Consider the following 21,757-nt stretch of genomic DNA (forward strand, 5'->3'; position numbering starts at 1 on the left):
GGCGCGAAAGCGACGGAGACGGACGATGCAGACGATAGGCGTGATCGGTGCGGGACAGATGGGTGCGGGAATCGCGCAGGTGTCTGCGCAGGCGGGCTATTCCGTGCTCCTCTCCGACATGGACCTCGCCCGTGCCGAAGCCGGCAAGGCGGGAATCGCGAAGCAGCTGGCCCGTCTCGTCGAGAAGGAGAAGATCGCCGCCGCCGATGCCGAGGCCGCGCTGGCCCGCATCCAGCCGCTGACCGACGTCTCGGGGATGGCGCCCTGTACCTTGGTCATCGAGGCCGCGACCGAGCGCGAGGCGATCAAGCGATCGATCTTCGAGACTGTCGGCAAGGTGCTGGGCCCGGACGCGATCCTCGCCAGCAACACCTCGTCGATCCCGATCACGCGGCTGGCGCAGGCCGCCCCCGATCCGGCGCGCTTCATGGGCGTGCACTTCTTCAATCCCGTCCCGGTGATGGGCCTGATCGAGCTGATCCGCGGCCTCGCGACATCCGACGCGACGGTCGCCGCGGTCGAGAAGTTCGGCCAGTCACTCGGCAAGCGCATCGTCCATGCCAACGACGCACCGGGCTTCATCGTCAATCGTGTGCTGATGCCGATGCTCAACGAGGCCTGCTTCGCATTGGGCGAGGGCGTCGCGACGATTCCCGACATCGATGCCGCCTGCCAGCTCGGGCTCAACCACCCGATGGGCCCGTTCACCCTCGCCGACTTCATCGGGCTCGATACTTGCCTCGAGATCACCCGCGTGCTGTTCGAAGGCACCGGCGATCCCAAGTTCCGCCCCGCGCCGCTGCTGGTGAAATATGTCGAAGCCGGTTGGTATGGCCGCAAGACGAAGCGCGGCTTCTACGATTATTCGGGCGCGGAGCCGGTGCCGACCCGCTAACGCCGGTCTTCGATCAGGCCGGTCCGCTTCATCTCCGCCAGCCATTGCGGTGTGACCCATCGAAGCGGCGCCGGCAGTTCATCGAACGCGATCACGCCCTTCGCGCCCTTGAAGGTGGGTGGCGGCGGTATCATGCCGGGGCAGGGCATTCCCGAATAGAAGCCGTGTGCGGGATAGGCGTCGATCACCTGCCCGCGCTTCAACGCGCCCTTGTAGACCTTGAGAATCCTGAAGCGCACCTTGTCGTCGTTGCGCGTCACCACGCCGGCGACGATGTTGCGCGAGGTCGTGGCGATCACCCGCGCCTTCTCCGCCTCGCCCGGCGACTGCGGCTCCGGCATTCCCGGCGGCGGCGGCAGGCATAAAGCGGCGAACAGGACGAGCGGGGTCACGGCAGCAACAACCCCGCCAGTGCCGCCGACATCAGGTTCGCCAGGCTGCCGGCGATCAGCGCGCGGATGCCGAGCTTCGCGATCATCGGGCGCTGGTTCGGCGCGAGGCTGCCGGTCGCGGCCATCTGGATTGCGATCGAGCTGAAATTGGCGAAACCACACAAAGCGAACGTGATGATCGCCACGGTGCGCGGGGCGAGGTCCTTCATCTCGCCCAGCTGGATGAACGCGACGAATTCGTTGAGCACGACCTTGGTGCCGAACAATCCGCCCGCCGCGACTGCCTCGTGCCACGAGATGCCGAGCAGGAACATCACCGGCGCGAAGATCGTGCCGATGATCTTCTGGAAGCTGAGATCGGCGAGCGGCTGCGCCCAGGCGGCATTGCCGCTGGCATAGACGATCCAGTTGCCCAGGCCCCCGAGCAGCCCGTTGGCGAGCGCCACCAAAGCCACGAAGGCTAGCACCATCGCGCCGACCGCGACTGCGATCTTGACGCCGGTCGAAGCGCCGGTCGCTGCGGCCATGATCAGGTTGGCGGCACGTTCTTCCTCCAGGTCGTGCTCGGCGACCTTGATCACTTCGTCCTCGGGAACGTCGCCGAGCGGCAGCTCGCCGTTCGCCGGAGCGATATCGTCGGGCATGATGATCTTGGCCATCAGCAGCCCGCCCGGCGCCGCCATGAACGAGGCTGCGAGCAGATAGGGAAGCGCCTGCGGTCCGAGCAGGCTGGCATAGGCCGCGAGGATCGTTCCCGCGACGCCGGCCATGCCGACGGTCATCACCGCGAAGAGCTGCGAGGGCGTGAGCCGGGCGAGATAGGGCCGGATCACCAGCGGCGATTCGCTCTGGCCGACGAAGATGTTGGCGGCGGCGCACAGCGATTCGACCTTGGTCGTGCCCACCACTTTCTCGATCGCGCCGCCGATCCAGCGGATCACGAACTGCATTACGCCGAGATGGTAGAGGATCGAAACCAGAGCCGCGAAGAAGATGATTACCGGCAGCGCCGCGATCGCGAAGCTCTGGCCGCCCAATTCGGGCTTGGCGAGCGGGCCGAACAGGAAGCTGGTGCCGGCTCCGGCATAGCCGAGCAGCGCCGAGACGCCGTTCGACATCCCATGCAACGCCGCCTGTCCCCAGGAGGTACGCAGCACGAGCACGGCGATCCCGGCCTGCAGCGCGAATGCCGCGCTGACGACGCGCGGCCGGATCGCGCGTTTGTTGCTCGAAAGCAGCCAGGCGATGCCGAGGATCGCCGCGATGCCCAAAATGCCGATCGGAAACTGATTCATCCGCTGGTCTGCGCCCCCCCGAGCCAGCCCCCGAATTTGGCCAGCGAAAGCGGGAGCATACACGCTGCACGCCGGTGTGCCAGAGGGCGCGGCGCGGCATCTTTCGCAGGCGCTTCTTTCCCGCTAGCGTCCGCCGATGGAAATCCGGCCCAACATCACGCGCTCGCTCTTCTTCCTCTCGATCTTCTACGGCGGCATGGTCTGCATTGCCGGGGTGCTCGGCAACAAACAGGTCTCGCTGGGCCCGATCTCGCAGCTCGGCAATCTGGTCGGAGTGGGGCCGCTCGCGGTGGAGGCGGGGATCTTCGCCTTCCTGCTGCTGGTCTCGGTGTCGAGCGCGGTCGCCGAGCTCAATGGTCCCGATACGGCACGCCGGCTGGTGCTGTGGGGTTTCGTGCCGCTGGTCACGTCGGTGCTGCTCTCCCTGCTCGTGCTCGCTTTGCCGCCTTCGCCGAGCATGGAGCCCGATCGCCTCCACGCCTTCGAGCTGATGATGTCGGGCACCCCGCGTATCTGGCTCGGCGGAATCGTCGCTTACGGCATCTCGCAGATCCTCAATGTCACGATCTTCAGCGCGCTCAAGCAGGGCGGCGGCAAGCTGTTGTGGCTCCGCGCCGCGGTCGCGAGCATGCTCAGCCAGATCGCCGACACGCTGATCTTCATCACCATCGCCTTTTACGGCGTCTTCCCGATCGGCGAGCTGCTCGTGGGCCAGATGCTCACCAAGGTCGTGCTCAGCCTCGTGCTCGTCCCGCCGCTGATCTACTTCTTCGTCGGGCTCGGCCGCTTCCTCGATGGCCGGCGTTCGCTCTGACGGGCTTGCTTTGCACGTAATTCCTCCCCCGCGAAGCGGGGGAGGGGGACCACGAAGTGGTGGAGGGGGCGTAGCCGCAGGCGATGTGCTTGCGGCTACGCCCCCTCCGTCATGCTGCGCATGCCACCTCCCCCGCTAAAGCGAGGGAGGAATCTGCCTGGATTGTGTTCCCTGCATGACCATTGCCGCTGGTGCATACGGACCGTAAAGCCGCGCGATGACCGATAACGCACCCGATCCCGCGCTGCTCGCCAAGGCCGAGACGCTCACCGAGGCTCTGCCCTATCTACAGCGTTATGCCGGCGCGACCTTCGTGGTGAAATATGGCGGCCACGCGATGGGCGATCCCGAGCTGGCGCGCGATTTCGCCGAGGATGTGGTGCTGCTCCAGGCGGTTGGGATCAATCCGATCGTCGTCCATGGCGGCGGGCCGCAGATCGGCGCGATGCTCAAGCGGCTCGGCGTCGAATCGCAATTCGTCGGGGGGCTGCGCGTCACCGATGCCGAGACCGCGCGGATCGCCGAGATGGTCCTGGCCGGATCGATCAACAAGGAGATCGTCGGCTGGATCGGCCAAGCGGGAGGCAAGGCCGTCGGCATCTCGGGCAAGGACGCGGCGCTGGTTACTGCCGAGAAGGTCCAGGGCCGTGAGCCCAATCCGCTGAACGGGATCGAGCGCCATGTCGATCTCGGCTTCGTCGGGGAGCCGGTCGCGGTCGATCCCTCGATCCTGCGCTCGCTCGCCGCACAGGGCTTCATTCCCGTTGTCGCGCCGATCGCGCTCGGCGCCGACGGCCACACCTATAATATCAACGCCGATACCATGGCGGGGGCGATCGCCGGGGCGTGCGGCGCCAAGCGCTTCTTCCTGCTCACCGACGTCGCCGGGGTGCTCGACAATGCGGGCGAGCTGATGACCGATCTCGATCCCGCGGGGATCGCCGCGCTCAAGGCGGACGGCACGATCTCGGGCGGGATGATCCCCAAGGTCGAGACCTGCGTGGCGGCGGTCGAGGCGGGAGTCGACGCCGCGGTCATCCTCGACGGGCGCGTGCCGCACGCGATGCTGCTCGAGATATTCACGCGGCGCGGCGCGGGCACGCTCGTCCACGCCTGAGCGAGGCCAGAGCGAGTCTTGTCCGGGGGCGCGGCTTTCCTGTATCCAATGCACAACTCGACCCTTCGGAGACGCACTTGACCTCGTTCCTGATCATGCTCCTGCAGATCGTGCAGCTCCTGCTGACGGTCTTCACCTTCATCATCGTCGCGCAGGCTATCCTATCGTGGCTGATCGCGTTCAACGTGATCAACACCCATAACGAATTTGTGCGCGCGCTGTGGAACGGGCTCCAGACGGTCACCGAGCCGGTCTATCGCCCGATTCGACGCGTCCTCCCCGATTTCGGTGCGCTCGACATCTCGCCTCTGGTCGTGCTGCTGGTTCTCTACATCCTCAACAACTACTTCATCCCCTGGCTGATCGTGCAGATCGCCACTGCGGGTTATGCCGGCTGAGTGCCGGCATGGCGCAGCGTTGCTGAGGGCCTGGAGATTGCCGTTCGCGTGACGCCGCGCGCCTCGCGCGATGCGTTCGCGGCGGGCACGGACGAACATTTCGCCGCGCGGCTGGCTGCGGCGCCCGTCGAAGGTGCGGCGAATGCGGCATTGATCCCGCTGGTCGCCAGGGCGTTCGGGGTTCCCAAACGCGCCGTGACGCTGATTTCGGGCGACACTGCGCGACACAAAAGGCTCGCCATCGCGGGCGATGCGGACGCGCTGGCGAAGATCGCCGCCAGCCTTTATGGAGCCGAGCCATGAGCGCAGCATTGATCGACGGCAAGGCATTCGCGGCGGGCCTCCGTGCCCGTGTGGCGGAGCGCGTCCCCGCATTCCGGCAGGCGACGGGCCGCGCGCCGGGGCTCGCGGTGGTGCTGGTCGGCGAGGATCCGGCCTCTGCGGTCTATGTCCGCTCCAAGGGCAAGATGACCCGCGAGGCGGCGATGGAGAGCTTCGAGCACAGGCTGCCCGCCGATACCGATCAGGCGACGCTGATCGCGCTGGTCGACCAGCTCAACGCCGATCCGGCGGTCGACGGCATCCTCGTCCAATTGCCCTTGCCCGCGCATCTCGATGCCGATGAAGTGTTGCTGCGGATTGATCCCGACAAGGATGTCGACGGCTTCCATCCGGTCAATGCCGGCCGGCTCGCCACCGGGCTGCCGGGGTTCGTCCCGTGCACGCCGCTCGGCTGCCTGATGCTGCTCGAGGATCGGCTGGGCGATCTTTCGGGACTGGACGCGGTAGTGGTCGGCCGTTCGAACATCGTCGGCAAGCCGATGGCGGCCTTGCTCACCGCCAAGAGCTGCACCGTTACCGTCGCGCATTCGCGCACCCGCAATCTGCCGCACTATCTCCAGCACGCCGACATCGTCGTTGCCGCAGTCGGCCGCGCGCATTTCGTCAAAGGCGAGTGGCTCAAGCCCGGTGCCACCGTGATCGATGTCGGCATCAACCGCACCGAAAACGGCCTCACCGGCGATGTGGATTTCGACAGCGCCGCGAGCGTGGCCGGCGCGATCACGCCGGTGCCCGGCGGCGTCGGCCCGATGACGATCGCGGTCCTGCTCCGCAACACCTTGGTGGCGGCGCACCGCCGCGAAGGCGTGGCGCTCGACGAGGACGGGATTTGATCCTGCTGGCGCTCGCGCTTCAGGCCGCCGCTCCGCAGACGGCGGTGGAGGCCGAGCGTGCGTTCGACCGCGCAGCGAGCGAGAGGGGTCAGTGGACCGCATTTCGCGAATTCGCCGCCAATGACGCCGTCATGTTCGTGCCGCAGCAGACGAATGCGCAAGTCTGGCTCAAGGACCGCCGCGATCCGCCGCGTCCGGTACGGTGGCAACCGATCGAGAGCTATGTGTCCTGCGACGGCAACGTCGCCGTAAATACCGGCGGCTGGGCACGGCCAGACGGGTCAGTCGGCTATTTCACCACGCTCTGGTTTCGTCAGTCCAACGGAGCGTGGAAGTGGACGATGGATCACGGAGACGTGCTCGCTAAGCCACGCCCCACTGTGCAGCAGCCGAAGGTCCGCCGCGCCACCTGCAGTACGAAACCGCCCGAAATAGCATTCGACACGTGCCGCGGACGCTGGAACCGGTGCCGCGCCGAACAGTCTCGCGATCGCTCGCTCGCTTGGCACTGGCGCGTTGAAACCAATGGAGCGCGCCACTTCGACGCCCGTATCTGGAATGGCCGCACCTTCGAGACCGTCATCGAAGACAACGTGACTGCTGCGCCACAATGATCGAGCTCTTCCTCTCCGCCTTCGTCACTTTCTTCGTGGTGATCGATCCGCCCGGCTGCGCGCCGATCTTCGCCGGACTCACCACCGGAGCCAGCGCGGTGCATCGCCGTGCGATGGCGATCCGCGCGGTGCTCGTCGCCTCGGCGATCCTGTTCGGCTTCGCATTGTTCGGCGAGGCGCTGCTGCGCGCGCTCGGCATCAGCCTCAATGCCTTTCGCATCGCCGGCGGGATCATGCTGTTCCTGATCGCGCTCGAGATGGTGTTCGAACGCCGCACCGAACGCCGCGAGGATCGGACCGAGAAGGTCAAGGCCACCGAAGTCGCCGATATCTCGATCTTCCCGATGGCGATGCCGATGATCGCGGGCCCCGGCTCGATCGCTTCGGTGATGCTGCTGATGTCGCAGAATGACGGGCTCGCGCGCTCCGCCGTTGTGCTCGCCGCGATGGCGTCGATCCTCGCGCTCACCCTCCTCGCCTTGCTGATCGCCGGGCCGATCATGCGGATCGTCGGTGCCAAGATCGAAGCGGTGGTGTCGCGGCTGCTCGGCGTGCTGCTCGCCGCGCTCGCCGCGCAGTTCGTGATCGACGGGCTCCGCGCCAGCTTCAGCGCGGGGGCGGCGCTTTCGGGGCACTGACCGGCACATCCGGCAGATCGTAGCGAATCCGCCACAGCCGGAACGGCGACTTTGCCGGCAGCGCCACCGGTTCCAGCCAGTTCGGCACCTGACCGCGATGCAATTGCCCGTAAAAACCGTTGGGGCTGCGCGAGCGATAGACCGTGGTCTCGGCCATATCGGGGCAGATCAGCAGATATTGCGCCTTGTGCCGCGCGGCGATCGGCCGGAAGCCGCTGGCCGGTCCGGTGAAGGCGTGATGCACGTCGAGGATCGCGTTGCCGTTGCGGTGATAGGGGCCCGCCACGCCGTCATGGTGCGTGATCGTGATCAGCCGCGGTCCCATGTCGACATGGCTGAAGAGGATCGCCTTCGGGATCGCATTGAGCTGCCGCAGCGAGGTCATCCGCGCGCAGGCGGCATTGGCCTGCGCCACCCGGTCGGGGCCGCTCTTGCCGCCCTTATTGTCCGCAGGCAGCCAGGGCAGGACCAATCCGGCGAACAGCCCCGAGACGATCAGGAACGCCAGCACCGAGCCGAACACCCGGACCAGCATCGACGAGCGCCCGAGGAACCATGGCACCACCAGCCAGGCCAGCGCCGTCGCGCCGGGCACGCTCAGCATCTGCGCGGCGGGGCCGGCGCGGATCTGCCAGAGCAGCATCGCCGCTGCGAACGCCGTGAACAGCGCGATCGCCGCCCACGCCACCGCCGCCTCGCTGCGCCGCGCCCGCCATGTCGCGACCAATGCGCCGATGATGCCTATCACCGGCAACGCCGCGATCGGAAAACCGGTCTTGAACGAATGCTGGTAGATCGGCCGTGCCTCGCGGACATTGTTGAGCCAGGTCCGCGCCAGTTCGTCCGAAACCTGCTCGGGCCGTCCCAGGCATTGCGGAAACAGCAATATGAACCCGGCGACGATCACGCCGGCTGCTGCTGCGGCCAAGGCGAGCCGCAGCCAGCGATTCTCCGGATTGAGCAGCGCCAGCGCAAACAGCAGGGTTCCCGCCGCCACCATCACGCTCAGCCAAACCGGCGTCAGCGCGTCGCAGCGCAGCACCTGGTTGGCGTTCGACGCGAACAATGCGAAGCCCAGCCCGGAGCCCCCGGCGAGGCTCAGTCCATAGACCTGCATCCGCCGCGCATCGCCCGCATCCCATACCCAGCGTAAGCCGATGATCGCTCCCGCCATCGCGCAATAAGGCAGCATCTCCAGCCCGATCGTCAGCGACAGCGCGCTCGACAGCCCGACGGTGGCGCCGCCGCGCGCGCGGCGCGTATCGGCCAGCCCCGCCACGGTCAGCGCGAGGCAGGCGAGCTGCCAGCCATGATGATCGATGCGCATCGGCGCATACATCAGGATCGTCGAGGTGCAGCCCATCAGGATGATCAGCGCGAGCAGCCAGGCCTGCGGCGCGACGAGCCGGCGGACAATGAGGCTGAGTCCGGTCATCGTAATCACGAGCGGGAGCAGCGGCGCCAGCCCGCAAGCCCATTTCTCCGCCGCGGCCACTCCCATGAAGGGCTTGAGCAGCAGGATCAGTCCCGCGATCGGCAGATCGACGATGCGCGACCAGTGGATGTCGAAGCCGCCCAGCGCCGGATCGAGGCGATATTGCCACAGGTCGTACCAGCCCTGGCCCGCCAGCCAGGCGCGGACCTGCATCAGCCGCATATTGTCGTCGGTGTCGCCGAGCACGAGCCAATGAATGTTGCCCTGCCGCTGCCACAGGAACCAGGCGGCCACGCCCAGCCAGAAGACGAGCATCCCCGCCAGCCAGCGCCGGTCCAGTTCCTCTTTCAGGCGCAGCCCGCTTATCCCGCTCAGCTTCAAAATCGCTTCCCTCGCTCCACGCTCCGCATTAGGGCGGCGCCTTGCGCAAGGGCAAGCTAGACTAGTGACGGCAATCCTGCACCGACTGGAATCCATGATGGCGAGCGGGCTGCTCGGCCAGCTGATCCGCTTTGGCATCAGCGGCGGGATCGCCACGGCGGTCTACGCAATCGTCTATTCGCCTCTCGCGAAATACGAGATCACGACGCCGTCGATCGCGAACCTCGTCGGCTATTTCTTCGCGATGATCACCGGCTATTTCCTCCACAGCCGCTGGAGCTTCCGCGGTCACGGCGAGCGCGGCAATGTCGCGAAGACGGGCGGCCGCTTCTTCGCGGTCAGCCTCGTGAGCCTTGGCCTCAACAGCCTGTTCGTATGGGTGCTCACCGAGGATTCGATGCTCAACGGCGCCTGGTGGTGGCCGCTGATTCCGATCCTGTTCGTCACGCCGCTCGTCACTTTCGCGCTCAATCGCATCTGGGTATTCGGCTGACATGGATCGCATCGTCTACGAACGCATGGCCGCGCACGACACCACGCATTGGTGGTACCGCGCCCGCCGCGACATCCTCGCCGATTACCTGACCCGCTGGGGCGGCCTACCCGGGGATGCCCGCATCCTCGAGATCGGCTGCGGCACCGGTCATAATCTGCCGATGCTCGCCCAGTTCGGCGAGATCGACGCGATCGAGATCGACGAGACCGCGGGCGCCAAGGCCAGCGAGCGCCTCGGCAAGCCGGTCGGCACCTCACCGCTTCCCGAGCTGGTCGGCGTCGCACCCGGCAGCTACGATCTCGTCGCGGTGCTCGACGTGATCGAGCATGTGGAGGACGATGTGGCAGCGCTGAAGGCGATCGCCACTGCGCTCAAGCCCGGCGGCAAGATCCTGATCACCGTGCCCGCGCATCAATGGATGTGGAGCGCGCACGACGTGGTGAACCATCACAAGCGCCGCTATTCGAAGGCGGGCTTCGAGGCGTTGCTCGCCAAAGCGGGGCTGCAGGGCCGCAAACTCGGTTATTTCAATTCACTGCTCTTCCCGGTCGCGGTCGCGGCGCGCTTTGCCGGCAAGCTGATGGGCAAGGACGACAGCGACGATTCGCCCCCGCCCAAGCCGCTCAACACCCTGTTCGAAGGCATTTTCCGACTCGAACGCCACATGGTCGGCCGCGTGCCGTTGCCGCCCGGCCTCTCGCTGATCGCGCTGGCTTCGGTGAAGTAAAAATCCTCCCCCCGCTGAAGCGAGGGAGGATTTGATTATTCGCTCACCTCGCTCCGCACCGTCTGCGGCGAAACGCTGACTTCGCCCGAATCCTCGAAGCGATAGCCGAGCGAGGCATGCCCGCGCACCGGCCCGGCGACGTCGGCCACGAGGTACAGCGGCCGCCGCTTGGACTCGACATACAGCCTTCCGAGATATTCGCCGATCATCCCCAGCACGAACATCTGCACCGCGCCGAGCACCACCACGACCAGCATCAGCGAGGTCCAGCCCGGGATCGCCCGGCCGAACAGCCATCCGACGAGGATGTAGAGCACGAGCAAGGCCGAGGCGCCGGTCAGCAGCAGCCCGACATGGCTGGCGAAGCGCAGAGGCGCGGTCGAGAAGCCGGTGATCGCGTCCAGCGCGAAACGGATCATCTTGCCGAGCGGGTATTTGCTCTCGCCGGCGTGCCGCTCGTGGCGGTCGTAGGGAAAGGGCACCTGCTTGAACCCGATCCACGCCACCATCCCGCGGATGAACCGTGCCTGCTCCGGCAATGACAGGAAGGCGTCGAGCGCGCGCCGGGTCATCAGCCGGAAATCGCCGGTGTCGAGCGGTATCGGCGTGTCGGTGATCCGGTCGAGCATGCGATAGAAGAAGGCGGCGGTGATCTTCTTGAAGATCGTCTCGCCGTCGCGCTTGCGGCGCACCGCATAGACGACGTCGGCGCCCTGGCTCTTCATCGCCGCGCGCATGTCGGTCAGCAATTCGGGCGGGTCCTGCAGATCGGCGTCGATGATCAATATTTCCTCGCCCGCGCACAGATCGAGCCCCGCGGTGAGCGCGAGCTGGTGCCCGTGGTTGCGCGAAAGGTTGATCGCGACGAGCCGCGGATCGCTTTCGGAAAGCCGCTGCATCACCTTCCAGCTCGCGTCGCGCGAGCCGTCGTTGATCAGCACGATCTCGTAATCTTGGCCCACGCTCGCCTGCGCCGCGGCCGAGATGCGCGCATGGAGCATCTCGAGGCACGCCTCTTCATTGTAGCAGGGGACGACGATGGAAAGCTTGGGCCTCTTCATGACCGGCCGCTGTAACGTGGTGCGGCTCTGGCGTCACATGAAAATCCGCCACCGTAATCAGCCGCCGCCTGCTTCAGATCGCCGATGAACTGCAGGCAAGATCAGCGAAGCCGACGCGATCTGCACCGCCAAGGCGCTGACGGGCCAAGCCACCAAGGCTGCGGAGGGCTGATCTCCGTATCTTGCTTTCTTCGTCACCCCGGCCTTGTGCCGGGGTCCACTCAGCCTCACCGGTTAGCCTTGAGCCTCTTGTCCAGCCCTCGCTCGCGGTGGACCCCGGCACAAGGCCGGGGTGACGGCTGGAAATAGGGCTGCCGAAGAGTAAAGCTCCAAACGTCGATCCGTCCTAGCGCTCCGTTTTTTCACAGACGTTGATGCCGCCCATTTTCTTATCGGCCTTGCACTTATACCCGCATTCATAGTCGCCCTCGACCATCTCACCGTCAGGGTTGACGATATTGAAGTTAGCCAGGACCGTAGTTGCCGAACGCCTGCATTCTTCAAGTGTATCGAAAGCGCCCAGCGCCACATGTGCGCCGAGATTATGCTTATTGGGATACACCCAGCCCTTCCATTGTGGACTGAGTCGGTCGCAGCCTGATACGGCGACGGCGAAGCAGAGCGCAGCAATTCGCTTCATCCCATCAGCATACACAACCGCGCCGGTTCGGTTAGGGGGCTTTCCGCCTAAATCCGCTCGGCCGAATTCACTACGTCTGCCGCGCGCAGTGCCGCGAGCAGCTTCATCAGATGCGCTGCGTTGCGGACCTCGAGATCGATCGTGTTGGTGTGGAAAGTGGTGTCGCGATTGTCCATCCTGAGCCCGAGGATGTTGGCCTTTTGCTGGCCGATCAGCGTCGCCACCGCGCCCAGCGCGCCGGGCTCGTTCTTCAGCGTCACTGCGATGCGCGCCGTCCCGCCCTCGGCCTTGTCGCCCCAGGTCAGGTCGACCCAATCCTCCTCGTCGGTGTCGGCCAGGCTCGCGCAATCGATGCGGTGCACCTCGATCGGCTCGCCGGCGCGACGCACGCCGACGATCCGGTCGCCGGGGACCGGACGGCAGTCCTCGGAGAAATGGAAGGCGACGCCGGGGGTCAGCCCCTTGATCTCGATCGCCTGCGCCTGGGTCGGCAATTCATGCTCCGCGCCCTCGGTCGATCCGGGCATCACGGCCTCGAGAACCTGGCTGTCGGTCAGCTTGCGCCGCGCGATGGCCTCCATCAGCGTTTCTTCGTCCGCCAGTTTTAGGCGCTTGAGCGCGTCGGTCAGCGCGCTCTCGCCGGGCGGCGTCGGCAGCCGCCGGACGATGTCGTCATAGAGCTTGCGCCCCAGCGCGACGGTCTCGTCGCGCTCTTTGTGGCGGATGTGACGGCGGATCGCCGCGCGCGCCTTGCCGGTGATCGCGAAATTGAGCCAGTTTGCCTGCGGCTCCTGCGCCTTGGAGCGCAGGATCGCGACCTGGTCGCCCTGCTGGATCTCGGTGCGCAATGGCACGACCTTGCCGTTGACCTTGGCGCCCACCGCCTGATCGCCGAGATCGGTGTGCACGGCATACGCGAAGTCGATCGGCGTCGCGCCCTTGGGCAGCTGGATCAGCTCGCCCTTGGGCGTGAAGGCGAAGATCCGGTCCTGGTACATCGCCATCCGGGTATGCTCGAGCAGCTCCTCGGGGCTCTCGGCATGCTCGAGGATCTCGATCAGGTCGCGGATCCAGCTCACCTGCGTGTCGGGCCGCACCGAATCCTGCTTATATGCCCAATGCGCGGCGAGCCCGAACTCGGCCTGGGCGTGCATGTCGCGGGTGCGGATCTGGATCTCCACGCGCGTGTCGCCGGCGTGCATGATCGTCGTGTGGAGCGATCGATAGCCGTTGCGCTTGGGCGTCGAGATGTAATCCTTGAACCGCCCCGGCACCATCGGCCAGCGGCGGTGGATAACGCCCAGCGCGCGATAGCATTCCTCCTCGGTCTCGACGATCGCGCGGAACGCCATGATGTCGCTGAGCCGCTCGAGCGAGACGTGCCGCTCGGACATCTTCTTCCAGATCGAATAAGGATGCTTCTCGCGCCCCGATATCTCGGCATCGACGCCGCCGCGCGCGAGCAGCAGCTTGAGCCCCGACGCGATCTTGGCGATCCGGTCCTCACCCTCGACCGATAGGCTGTCGAGCCTCTTGCTGATGCTCTCATAGGCTTCGGGCTCGAGTTCCTTGAAGGCGAGCGTCTGCATCTCCTTCATGAACTCGTACATGCCGATCCGCTCGGCGAGCGGGGCATAGATGTCCATCGTCTCGCGGGCGATGCGCTTGCGCTTGTCCGGATTCTTGATGTGGTGGAGCGTGCGCATGTTGTGCAGCCGGTCGGCCAATTTGACCAGCAGCACGCGGATGTCGTCGGACATCGCCAGCAGGAATTTGCGGAGATTCTCGGCGGCGCGCTCGCTCTCGGTCTGCGCCTCGATCTTGGAGAGCTTGGTCACGCCGTCGACCATCCGCGCGACATGATCGCCGAACAGCCGCTGGATCTCCTCGGGCGTGGCCACCGTGTCCTCGATCGTGTCGTGGAGGATCGCCGTGGCGATCGTCTCGGCATCGAGATGCAGGTCGGTCAGAATGCCTGCGACTTCGATCGGATGGCTGAAATAGGGGTCGCCGCTGGCGCGCTTCTGACTGCCATGCGCGTTGACCGAAAACACATAGGCGCGGTTGAGCAGCGCCTCGTCGGCCTGTGGGTCGTAGGACAGGACCCGGTCTACAAGTTCATATTGACGCAGCACGGGGCCTAGATGGCGTCCCGTGCTGCGGCATTGCAACGAAATAGTTGTTTTAGCGTGCCTTCATTGTTCGGCGCCGGCCCGCTCCCCCACCCGGCCACCCAACGGCAGTATATTCTGGGTGGCCGGGTGGGGGAGCGGGCCGGCACCGCTCAGATCAACGTGCCTTCGTGTTGCACTTGGCGAGCGCGTCGGCGTCGAAGTCGGCGCCGTTCACCCGGAAGGCCGAGAGCTGGCCCACTTCGCGGGCGACGAGTTCGCAGACGATGTTGTCGCGGGCATTGGCCTTGGACGCCACGCACACGCCTTCGCCGCACTTCCAGATCGTCGAACGCGTGACGAGGCTGGTCTTCTCGGGCGAAGTCACCGGAGTGGCGGCGTAATAGCCGCGGGCGGTCTGGGCAAAGCTGGCCGCAGGGGTGAGCGCCAGCGTGGCCGCGGCAGCTGCCGCGACGGCAAGATAACGGTTCATGTTGTCCTCCTGGGGAACCTTTGTTCGCAACATCAGTTGCGAATCAATACCTAATTGACATAGAAGTAAGTTGCAAGCAGAAACTCTTGCTGCGTTGCAATGCGTTATGCCGTTTCCCTGGATCGGCGATTTGGAGTAAGGTGTTCAGTCATGGGTGGTGCGGTCCGAGAGTCGCTGCGCGAGCTGGCGAAAGAGTGCAGCCTTCCGGCGGCGCTGGAAGCAATGGGCGAGCGCTGGTCGTTCCTGATCCTGCGCGGCTCGTTCAACGGGCTCTATCATTTCGAGGAGTTCCAGTCCGAGCTCGGCATCGCGCGCAACATCCTCGCCAATCGCCTTGCCCGGCTCGTCGACAAGGGCATCCTCGAGCGGCGGCCGTGCCCCGAGGATCGCCGGAAAATCGAATATCGCCTCACCGACAAGGGGTATGCGCTGCTCCCGACGATGATCGCACTCCGTCAATGGGGCGAGCGCTGGGAGACCTGCGTTCCCGCCTTTCCAGTGCTGGTCGACACCCGCGATCGCAAGCCGATCGCGCAGGTCACCGTCCAGTCGCACGACGGCCGCGTGCTCCAGAAGGGCGATCTCGTCTGGGCGCTTCCCGAGGACGTCGCCGAGGATGAGGACGAGCCCGAGGCGCGCGCCGCCGAATAGCGTTCGCTATGTGAGGCCCAGGAAGCGTGGCCTTCGCGCCACAGTTTGCCGCAGTCGCGGTTTTTTCTCCATTGCAGTGCAACAAACGCGGCGCTCATCGATTCTGCCCGAACCGATGCCGCGAGTGCCCAGCGTATCCGGGTTGCGGCACCGGGAGTTTCCTTCGCTTTCTGCGCTGCGCCGCAAACAAAACCGCCCGCCGTTTACCTTTCGTTAACGCTCGACGTTCATTTTTCGATAACAGTTTTCGACAATCCGGACGTTGATCGGAGGGTGGCCAATGTACCGGCGCATCGTCACTATTGCTTTGTGTTCCCTGCTCGCTGCCTGCGCAGCGCAGACGCCGCCGCCGCGCGTCGTGCTGGTCAGTGTCGCGCCGGTCGAGGAGCCGCCCGAGTGGCGCAAGTCGATCCGGCCCGAGGATGACGCCCGGCTCGAGAGCCTTCGCGCCGATTGGGGCAAGCTCCACGCCCGGCTGTCCAGCCGCGTGCGCACGGCGCAGGGCAAGCTGGTCGATCCCGGTGCCGGCCTCGACCTGCCGTCGCTCACGCCCGGCTCCTATCGCTGCCGCGTCGTTCGACTGCGTAGCCCGGCGAGGGGCGCGACGAGCGCCCGCAGTTCGACGAACGACTATTGCTTCGTCTCGGCCACCGACGAGGGCGTCGCCTTCGTCAAACAGACCGGCAGCGATCCCGCGGCCGGCTATTTCTATCCCGACGGCAAGCGTTACGTTTTTCTGGGGGCGCGCCAGCGCCGAGCGGGCGAAAATTCGCTCGGCTATGGCAACGAGCCTGCCCGGGATATGGTCGGCGTGGTCGAGCGTGTCGGCGGCTTCCGCTGGCGCCTCGCGGTGGCAGGTGCCGACGGCCGCCAGCTCGACATCTACGAACTCACGCCCGTCCCCGTCGACCAGCAGCCGCGCGGCTGAGACGCCTCCGTTTCGGAGACACTTGCGTCCGAAGTGGAGCCGAACCGTGCCACCTTGTGCGCGTGGCAGAAGGCAATGCTCCTCGGGTAGAATATGCGTGCGAACGCTGCGGCAGCATAGCCGTGACGCGCGACGCCTGGGCGGAATGGAACCTGGAAAGCCAGGCCTGGGTGCTCAGCGAGATATTCGATTTCGCCTTCTGCCACACCTGCCACCGCGAGAGCCGACTCATCGAGCGCGCGCGGCGGTAGGTTGAGTACCTGTACAAGCTGTTGGTTTAACTAACGGGCTAGTCCTTATCTTCGTCATCCCCGCGAAAGCGGCGACCCCTCTCCGACAGCGTCCACAAGCGCGCCGGTGCATCTTGTCGCCCGCTCAGGAGATGGGTTCCCGCATTCGCGGGGATGACGGATTTTGAATACGAGTCCCCACTCGGATCGGGCAAGTCCGGAAAACCAAACGACCGAGTGAGAGGGCGCCTGTCCTTGGGCAATCTATGCGTGGTGTGCCGCCGTCGCCTCGGGAGCCCCTTTTGCGGCGGCATGGAAAAAAGCCGCCGATACCAGCCACAGCATCATGAAGACTCCGCTGAACAGCAGTATCTTGAATGGGCCACCCGGTACATTCGTGGTCGATGGAGCGGTTGCGATGGCCAGCCCGAGCAGTGCCTGCATGATCGCGACGCCAACCATGGTCCGCGCCATGCCTGCGGGCCGAAACCAGGCGGCGAACCAGCCCGTGCCTGTCGCCAGGATCAGCAGGAAAAAGCCGATGCCATGGCCATCGTCACGAACGATGGTGGTCCACACCGTCAGGAACGATGTCACGAGCGCGACGGCGACTCCCGCACGGTAGTTCCGGCTACTCTTCGCTTGTTCCCTCGACCCAGTCATTGCGCGCCTCCTGCGGAATTGGACGGGCATCGTGGCATGAGCGGCAACGCGCGGCATGAGCGGAAGGTGAGGAAAGATTGAGGAATACGCCTCGGCATCGAGAGCGCGCTGGATTGCAGACTCATATCCAAAACGCGTCATCCCCGGGAAAGGGGGGACCCATCTCCGACAGTTTCCGCAAGCGCGCCGGTGCAGTCCGCTGCTTGCTCGGGAGAGGGGTCCCCGCTTTCCCGGGGATGACGAAGAGAGGGAGCCCGTTAGTCAAATCAACGGGTTGAATAGGTTCTAAACCTACGGGGTGCCCACAGCCCCCACGCCCGCTACTCCTCCACCCCCAGCTGCCACAGCACGAATGCCATCTCGTCGGCGGCTTCCTTCAAACTCTCCCAGCGGCCCGATTTGCCGCCGTGCCCGGCGCCCATGTTGGTCTTGAGCACCAGCACATTGTCGTCGGTCTTCGTCGCGCGCAGCTTCGCCGCCCACTTCGCCGGCTCCCAATAAGTCACGCGCGGATCGTTGAGCCCTCCGCTGATGAACATCGGCGGGTAGGCCTGCGGCTTCACATTGTCGTAGGGCGAGTAAGAGCGGATCAGCTCGAATGCCTTGGGATCCTCCACCGGATTGCCCCATTCGGGCCATTCGCCCGGAGTCAGCGGCAGGCTTTCGTCGAGCATCGTGTTGAGCACGTCGACGAACGGTACGTCGGCGACCACGGCGCCCCACAGATCCGGGTCTGAATTGACCACCGCCCCCATCAGCTCGCCGCCTGCGCTGCGCCCGGCGATCGCGATCCCGCCTTTGTGGGTATAGCCGAGGTCGATCAATCCCTTCGCCACGTCGACGAAGTCGTTGAAGGTGTTCTCGCGCTTGTTGAGCTTGCCGTCGAGATACCATTGCTGGCCCAGATCGTCGCCGCCGCGGATATGCGCGATCGCGAACGCCATGCCGCGATCGAGGAACGACATCCGGCTGGTCGAGAAGCCGGGCGGGATCGCATAGCCATAGGCGCCATAGGCATAGAGGTAGAGCTTGCCGCTGCCGTCGCGCGGGAAGTCCTTCGGATAGACGATGGAGACCGGGACCTGGGTGCCGTCGCGCGCGGCGATGTTGAGCCGCTCGGTGCGGTATTTCGATGCGTCGTAGCCGCTCGGGATCTCCTGGACCTTGAGCGTGGTGATCGCGCCGGTGGCGACGTCGTAATCCTGTACCGTCCCCGGGGTGACCATCGATTCGTAGCTCAGCCGCAGCGTGTCGACGTCGTACTCGGGATTGTCCCCGAGCCCCGCGACATAGCTCGCCTCGGGGAATCTCAGCCGCACCGGTGCGATCGCGGGATCGTAGCGGTGCAGCTCGATCTGATCGAGCCCGTCGTCGCGCCCCTCGACGATGAAGAAGTCGGCGAAGCAGTCCACACCGGTCATGTAGAAATGTTTCGACGGGCCGATCCGCTCGATCCATTCGCCGGGATTGTCGATGCGCGCGGTCACCAGCCGGAACTGCGGATCCACGTCGTTGGTGTGGATGAACAAGGTCCCGTCATGCTCGTCGACGTCGTACTCACGACCGACTTTGCGCGGCGATACGCACAGCAATGGCGCGGTGGGGTCATCGGCCGGCAGCAGATAGACTTCGCTAGTCACGTGATCGCCGGTCGCGACCACCAGCCATTTGCGCGAGCTCGTCTCGCCCACGGCGACGCGATAGCCCTCGTCGGCCTCCTTGAAGAGCTCGATATCCTTCTCGATCGGCGCGCCGAGCTTGTGCCAGCGCGCATTGTCGGTGCGCCACTGCTCGTTGGCGACGCCGTAGAGGAAGCCCTTCGAGTCCGCCGTCCAGACGATCTCGGAAAGCATGCCGGGGATCGTGTCGGGCAGCAGCGCGCCGCTCTCGAGATCCTTGACCCGCACTTCGAACCGTTCCGATCCGTTATCGTCGACGGCGTAGGCGAGGTAGCGCCCGTCGGGGCTGACGCTGAACGCGCCAAGCCGGAAATATTCCTTGCCCGCGGCCAATGCCGGCTCGTCGAGGATCAACTGGTCCTCGCCGCCGCTCACCGGCTTGCGCCACCAGCGCGGATATTCGCCGCCGGTCTCGAAATCGGTCCAGTAGAGCCAGTCGCCGTCCTTTTGCGGCACGGTCGATTCGTCTTCCTTGATCCGCCCGCGCATCTCCTTGAACAGCCGCTCGCTGAGCGGCTTCAAGGGCGCGATCACCTTCTCGAAATACGCGTTCTCTTGCCTAAGATAGGCGAGCACATCCTTGTCGGTGACCTCCGGATAGCCGGGATCCTTCAGCCACGCCCAAGGATCGTCGAGGGTGACGCCGTGGATGGAGAAACTATGCGGGCGCGTGGCCGCGACGGGCGGCTTGGGAAGATCGGTCATTCCCCGCCTTATCGCGCCGTTCAGGCGAGCGGCAACAATATCTGTCCGGGGCGGCTCGCGCAGGCGACGCGGGCTCGACCTGCGCGTTTCGCTTCGTGGAGCGCCTTCTCCGCGCCGAGGACCGTCGCGTCGATCGCCTCGCCTCCGAAACGACAGACTCCCGCCGAGAAAGTCAGCGCCTCGCCATCGAGCACGATCAACGGGTTGGCGATCAGCCGGCGGGTTACCCGCCCGAGCACGCCCGCCGCCTCGTCCTCGGTGGCGCCGCGAAACAGCACCGCAAATTCCTCTCCGTCCCAGCGCGCGACCAGATCGCCGCGGCGCAGCTCGGACGAGAGCCGCCCGGCGAAATCGCGCAGCACGCGGTCGCCCACTTCATGGCCGAACTGGTCGTTGATCTGCCGGAACCGGTCGAGATCGAGCAGCGCGACGGTGCCGCGCCGCTCGGCGGGCAGAAAGTCCTCGATATCCGCCAGGAAGCCGCGACGGTTGCGCGCACCGGTGAGCAGATCCTCCTTCGCCGCGAGATCGAGCTCGCGCATCCGCTGCCCGGCGGCGCCTGCCGCGCGATTGACGCTGGCGAGCAGGCTGCCGATCGCATCCTCGTCACGCTGCGGCAGCGGGGTGACCATGGCGCGCCTTTCCTGCGCCGCGGGGAGGTCTGCCAGCAAACCGCCCATTGCTTGCAGCGCGATTGTCATACCCGCGACGCTCGCCAGCATCAGCGCCGAGAATTCGGCCAGCATTGGACTACCCGCCGCCACGCTCCAGCCGATCCAGACGAGCAGCGGCAGATTTGTCGCGGCAACGCAGATCGCAGCCAGCCGCAGCCGAAGGGCGCGCGGAAACGCGAGCGAAGTGGCGAAATAAAAGCGCATGGATCCCTTCACGCTTGTGGCTGCAGCGGTCCTCTCTCCACCATGGCCGTCAAAATATTCGAAACGGTAAAGCTTAACGCCGAACGAATCGCTTGCTTGGGTGCAGACCCCAGGTTGAGAACCGTATTTCCGTCATCCCGGCCTTGAGCCGGGATCCCGCTTCTTCTGTTCTGCCCAAAGGCAGCAGGACCCCGGAACAAGTCCGGGGTGACGGAAGAGGAGGAAACCGCTCCAAGTTGGATGTCGATACGGCCTAGGTCGATCGGCCGCGCGCGGTCACCGGCCAGCTCCCAGTCACCATGTCGCCGTCGAGCACATGGTAAAGGTCATAGAGATTGACCGTCGGATCGCAGTGCGGCGGCATCAGCGTCACGCGCGCGCCGAGTTCGGGCAGCCCGTCGCCCAGCAACGCGCCGTGCTCGTCGCCGGTAAAGGCGTAGCGGGTCCCCTCCGGCGCGCCGTCGAGCACCACCGGCACTCCGGCATCGGTCGCGAAGGCCTTCAGCCCTGCATCGATCGTCACCATCCCCGGCGTGTTCGCGCTCACCACCGTGGCGTCGACGAACAGGGCCGGCTCGAAGCTTGGCCCGGCCAGCTCGCAATCCAGATATTCGCGGTCGAGGAAGATGTACGATCCCACCTGCAGCTCGGTGAACACCCCCAGCGACGCGTCGATCGCGAAGGTCCCGGTGCCCCCGCCGGTCACCACCGGGATGGCGAACCCGGCATCGGCCAGCGCACCCAGTACTTCGCGGAGATATTCGGTCCGCTCGACGATCGCGGCGCGCCGCTCGGCCAGGCTCTGGATATGCTGATGCGATCCGCAATAATATTGCACCCCGCCCAGCTTGAGCGTGCCCGTCGCGGCGATCGCCCGCGCCAGCGCGACGGCCGCTTCCGCCGAAGTCACGCCGGTGCGATGGCTCCCCGGATCCAGATCGATGAACACGGTGAGCCCCTCCACTGCGCCGAGCGCCCGCGCATTATCGGGATGGTCCACCACCACCGACAGCGCGATCCGCCGGTCGAGCGCTGCCAGCCTCCCGATCGCCGCCGGGGTCACCACCGGCGAGGTGAGATGGATGTTCGCCACGCCGTCCGCGGCCAGCGCTTCGGCCTCGCCGAGCTTGGCGCAGCAGATTCCCGCCGCTCCCGCTACGATCTGCCGCCGTGCGATCTCGCCGCTCTTGTGCGTCTTGGCGTGCGGCCGGAGCGCGACGCCCTGCGCCTCGGCAAAGGCCGCCATCGCCGCGATGTTGCGCTCCAGCGCGGCGCGATCGATCAGCAATGCGGGCGTGGGCAGGTCGCGGCGGAGGAGGGGCGTGGTCATGCGCCAGGGCA

Annotated in this window: 24 protein-coding genes; 13 read left to right on the top strand and 11 right to left on the bottom strand. The window is 65.7% G+C overall.

What is annotated here, in order from left to right:
• Nucleotides 1-25 precede the first annotated feature (25 nt).
• Complete coding sequence (locus ASE13_RS00885; RefSeq protein ID WP_056610272.1) at nucleotides 26-895, top strand: 3-hydroxyacyl-CoA dehydrogenase NAD-binding domain-containing protein; 870 nt, start codon at nucleotides 26-28, stop codon at nucleotides 893-895.
• Here ASE13_RS00885 and ASE13_RS00890 read toward each other — a convergent pair.
• Both ASE13_RS00890 and ASE13_RS00895 read right to left on the bottom strand, forming a co-directional pair.
• Nucleotides 892-1,287, bottom strand: a complete 396-nt coding sequence (locus ASE13_RS00890) for a hypothetical protein (RefSeq protein ID WP_156404670.1) — start codon at nucleotides 1,285-1,287, stop codon at nucleotides 892-894. The two genes, ASE13_RS00885 and ASE13_RS00890, sit on opposite strands and share 4 nt — an antisense overlap.
• A complete protein-coding gene (locus tag ASE13_RS00895; RefSeq protein ID WP_056610275.1) occupies nucleotides 1,284-2,582 on the bottom strand; it encodes a NupC/NupG family nucleoside CNT transporter in 1,299 nt (432 codons plus the stop codon). Before ASE13_RS00895 ends, ASE13_RS00890 begins: the two co-directional genes overlap by 4 nt.
• Before the next feature lie 136 nt (nucleotides 2,583-2,718).
• Here ASE13_RS00895 and ASE13_RS00900 point away from each other — a divergent pair, with 136 nt between their 5' ends.
• The 7 genes from ASE13_RS00900 (at nucleotide 2,719) to ASE13_RS00930 (ending at nucleotide 7,338) form a co-directional block, all read left to right on the top strand.
• A complete protein-coding gene (locus ASE13_RS00900) occupies nucleotides 2,719-3,396 on the top strand; it encodes a queuosine precursor transporter (RefSeq protein ID WP_056610276.1) in 678 nt (225 codons plus the stop codon).
• 217 nt (nucleotides 3,397-3,613) lie between these two features.
• Nucleotides 3,614-4,513 (top strand): acetylglutamate kinase, encoded by a 900-nt coding sequence (gene argB / locus ASE13_RS00905; protein ID WP_056610278.1) that lies wholly within the window; start codon nucleotides 3,614-3,616, stop codon nucleotides 4,511-4,513.
• Between the two features lie 95 nt (nucleotides 4,514-4,608).
• On the top strand, nucleotides 4,609-4,911 hold the full coding sequence (locus ASE13_RS00910) for a YggT family protein (RefSeq protein WP_081855857.1): 303 nt from the start codon (nucleotides 4,609-4,611) through the stop codon (nucleotides 4,909-4,911).
• Nucleotides 4,912-5,214, top strand: a complete 303-nt coding sequence (locus ASE13_RS00915) for a DUF167 domain-containing protein (protein ID WP_056610280.1) — start codon at nucleotides 4,912-4,914, stop codon at nucleotides 5,212-5,214. It abuts the gene before it with no gap.
• The gene (gene folD, locus ASE13_RS00920) at nucleotides 5,211-6,086 is read left to right on the top strand and encodes a bifunctional methylenetetrahydrofolate dehydrogenase/methenyltetrahydrofolate cyclohydrolase FolD (RefSeq protein WP_056610282.1); all 876 of its coding nucleotides are present in this window, start codon (nucleotides 5,211-5,213) and stop codon (nucleotides 6,084-6,086) included. Before ASE13_RS00915 ends, folD begins: the two co-directional genes overlap by 4 nt.
• On the top strand, nucleotides 6,083-6,700 hold the full coding sequence (locus tag ASE13_RS00925; protein ID WP_235536793.1) for a hypothetical protein: 618 nt from the start codon (nucleotides 6,083-6,085) through the stop codon (nucleotides 6,698-6,700). Before folD ends, ASE13_RS00925 begins: the two co-directional genes overlap by 4 nt.
• Nucleotides 6,697-7,338, top strand: coding sequence for a MarC family protein (locus tag ASE13_RS00930; protein ID WP_056610284.1), 642 nt, complete (start codon nucleotides 6,697-6,699; stop codon nucleotides 7,336-7,338). The genes ASE13_RS00925 and ASE13_RS00930 overlap by 4 nt, the downstream gene beginning before the upstream one ends.
• On the opposite strand, the gene ASE13_RS00935 is transcribed toward ASE13_RS00930, so the two are convergent.
• Nucleotides 7,307-9,088 carry a hypothetical protein gene (locus tag ASE13_RS00935; RefSeq protein ID WP_056614451.1) on the bottom strand — a complete coding sequence of 594 codons (1,782 nt, stop codon included), beginning with the start codon at nucleotides 9,086-9,088 and terminating at the stop codon, nucleotides 7,307-7,309. The genes ASE13_RS00930 and ASE13_RS00935 overlap by 32 nt on opposite strands.
• Nucleotides 9,089-9,218: 130 nt before the next feature.
• Here ASE13_RS00935 and ASE13_RS00940 point away from each other — a divergent pair, with 130 nt between their 5' ends.
• Nucleotides 9,219-9,647 (top strand): GtrA family protein, encoded by a 429-nt coding sequence (locus ASE13_RS00940; protein WP_235536794.1) that lies wholly within the window; start codon nucleotides 9,219-9,221, stop codon nucleotides 9,645-9,647.
• A 1-nt stretch (nucleotide 9,648) separates the two neighbouring features.
• On the top strand, nucleotides 9,649-10,377 hold the full coding sequence (locus ASE13_RS00945) for a class I SAM-dependent methyltransferase (protein ID WP_056610286.1): 729 nt from the start codon (nucleotides 9,649-9,651) through the stop codon (nucleotides 10,375-10,377).
• 35 nt (nucleotides 10,378-10,412) lie between these two features.
• On the opposite strand, the gene ASE13_RS00950 is transcribed toward ASE13_RS00945, so the two are convergent.
• The 4 genes from ASE13_RS00950 to ASE13_RS00965 form a co-directional block, all read right to left on the bottom strand.
• Nucleotides 10,413-11,438: a glycosyltransferase family 2 protein gene (locus ASE13_RS00950; protein ID WP_056610288.1), complete on the bottom strand. Its 1,026-nt coding sequence runs from the start codon at nucleotides 11,436-11,438 to the stop codon at nucleotides 10,413-10,415.
• Between the two features lie 346 nt (nucleotides 11,439-11,784).
• The gene (locus ASE13_RS19585; RefSeq protein WP_156404671.1) at nucleotides 11,785-12,078 is read right to left on the bottom strand and encodes a hypothetical protein; all 294 of its coding nucleotides are present in this window, start codon (nucleotides 12,076-12,078) and stop codon (nucleotides 11,785-11,787) included.
• A gap of 47 nt (nucleotides 12,079-12,125) precedes the next feature.
• The gene (locus tag ASE13_RS00960; RefSeq protein ID WP_056610291.1) at nucleotides 12,126-14,213 is read right to left on the bottom strand and encodes a RelA/SpoT family protein; all 2,088 of its coding nucleotides are present in this window, start codon (nucleotides 14,211-14,213) and stop codon (nucleotides 12,126-12,128) included.
• Between the two features lie 154 nt (nucleotides 14,214-14,367).
• The gene (locus ASE13_RS00965) at nucleotides 14,368-14,682 is read right to left on the bottom strand and encodes a CC_3452 family protein (protein WP_056610293.1); all 315 of its coding nucleotides are present in this window, start codon (nucleotides 14,680-14,682) and stop codon (nucleotides 14,368-14,370) included.
• Nucleotides 14,683-14,832: 150 nt separating this feature from the next.
• Here ASE13_RS00965 and ASE13_RS00970 point away from each other — a divergent pair, with 150 nt between their 5' ends.
• The 3 genes from ASE13_RS00970 to ASE13_RS20320 all read left to right on the top strand — a co-directional run bounded on the left by ASE13_RS00970 (nucleotide 14,833) and on the right by ASE13_RS20320 (nucleotide 16,512).
• Complete coding sequence (locus ASE13_RS00970; RefSeq protein WP_056610295.1) at nucleotides 14,833-15,333, top strand: winged helix-turn-helix transcriptional regulator; 501 nt, start codon at nucleotides 14,833-14,835, stop codon at nucleotides 15,331-15,333.
• 280 nt (nucleotides 15,334-15,613) lie between these two features.
• Nucleotides 15,614-16,261: a DUF4893 domain-containing protein gene (locus ASE13_RS00975; protein WP_056610297.1), complete on the top strand. Its 648-nt coding sequence runs from the start codon at nucleotides 15,614-15,616 to the stop codon at nucleotides 16,259-16,261.
• Between the two features lie 122 nt (nucleotides 16,262-16,383).
• A complete protein-coding gene (locus ASE13_RS20320; protein ID WP_268801267.1) occupies nucleotides 16,384-16,512 on the top strand; it encodes a hypothetical protein in 129 nt (42 codons plus the stop codon).
• Nucleotides 16,513-16,755: 243 nt separating this feature from the next.
• Here ASE13_RS20320 and ASE13_RS19590 read toward each other — a convergent pair whose 3' ends face one another.
• From ASE13_RS19590 to ASE13_RS00995, 4 genes are all read right to left on the bottom strand, one after another.
• Nucleotides 16,756-17,154 carry a hypothetical protein gene (locus tag ASE13_RS19590; protein WP_235536795.1) on the bottom strand — a complete coding sequence of 133 codons (399 nt, stop codon included), beginning with the start codon at nucleotides 17,152-17,154 and terminating at the stop codon, nucleotides 16,756-16,758.
• Between the two features lie 320 nt (nucleotides 17,155-17,474).
• Nucleotides 17,475-19,538, bottom strand: a complete 2,064-nt coding sequence (locus ASE13_RS00985) for a S9 family peptidase (protein WP_056610301.1) — start codon at nucleotides 19,536-19,538, stop codon at nucleotides 17,475-17,477.
• Between the two features lie 20 nt (nucleotides 19,539-19,558).
• The gene (locus ASE13_RS00990; protein WP_056610303.1) at nucleotides 19,559-20,416 is read right to left on the bottom strand and encodes a sensor domain-containing diguanylate cyclase; all 858 of its coding nucleotides are present in this window, start codon (nucleotides 20,414-20,416) and stop codon (nucleotides 19,559-19,561) included.
• 253 nt (nucleotides 20,417-20,669) lie between these two features.
• Nucleotides 20,670-21,746 carry a DSD1 family PLP-dependent enzyme gene (locus ASE13_RS00995; RefSeq protein WP_235536796.1) on the bottom strand — a complete coding sequence of 359 codons (1,077 nt, stop codon included), beginning with the start codon at nucleotides 21,744-21,746 and terminating at the stop codon, nucleotides 20,670-20,672.
• Nucleotides 21,747-21,757: the final 11 nt, after the last annotated feature.

It is taken from the genome of Sphingomonas sp. Root241 (genome assembly GCF_001428865.1).
GTDB lineage: Bacteria > Pseudomonadota > Alphaproteobacteria > Sphingomonadales > Sphingomonadaceae > Sphingomonas.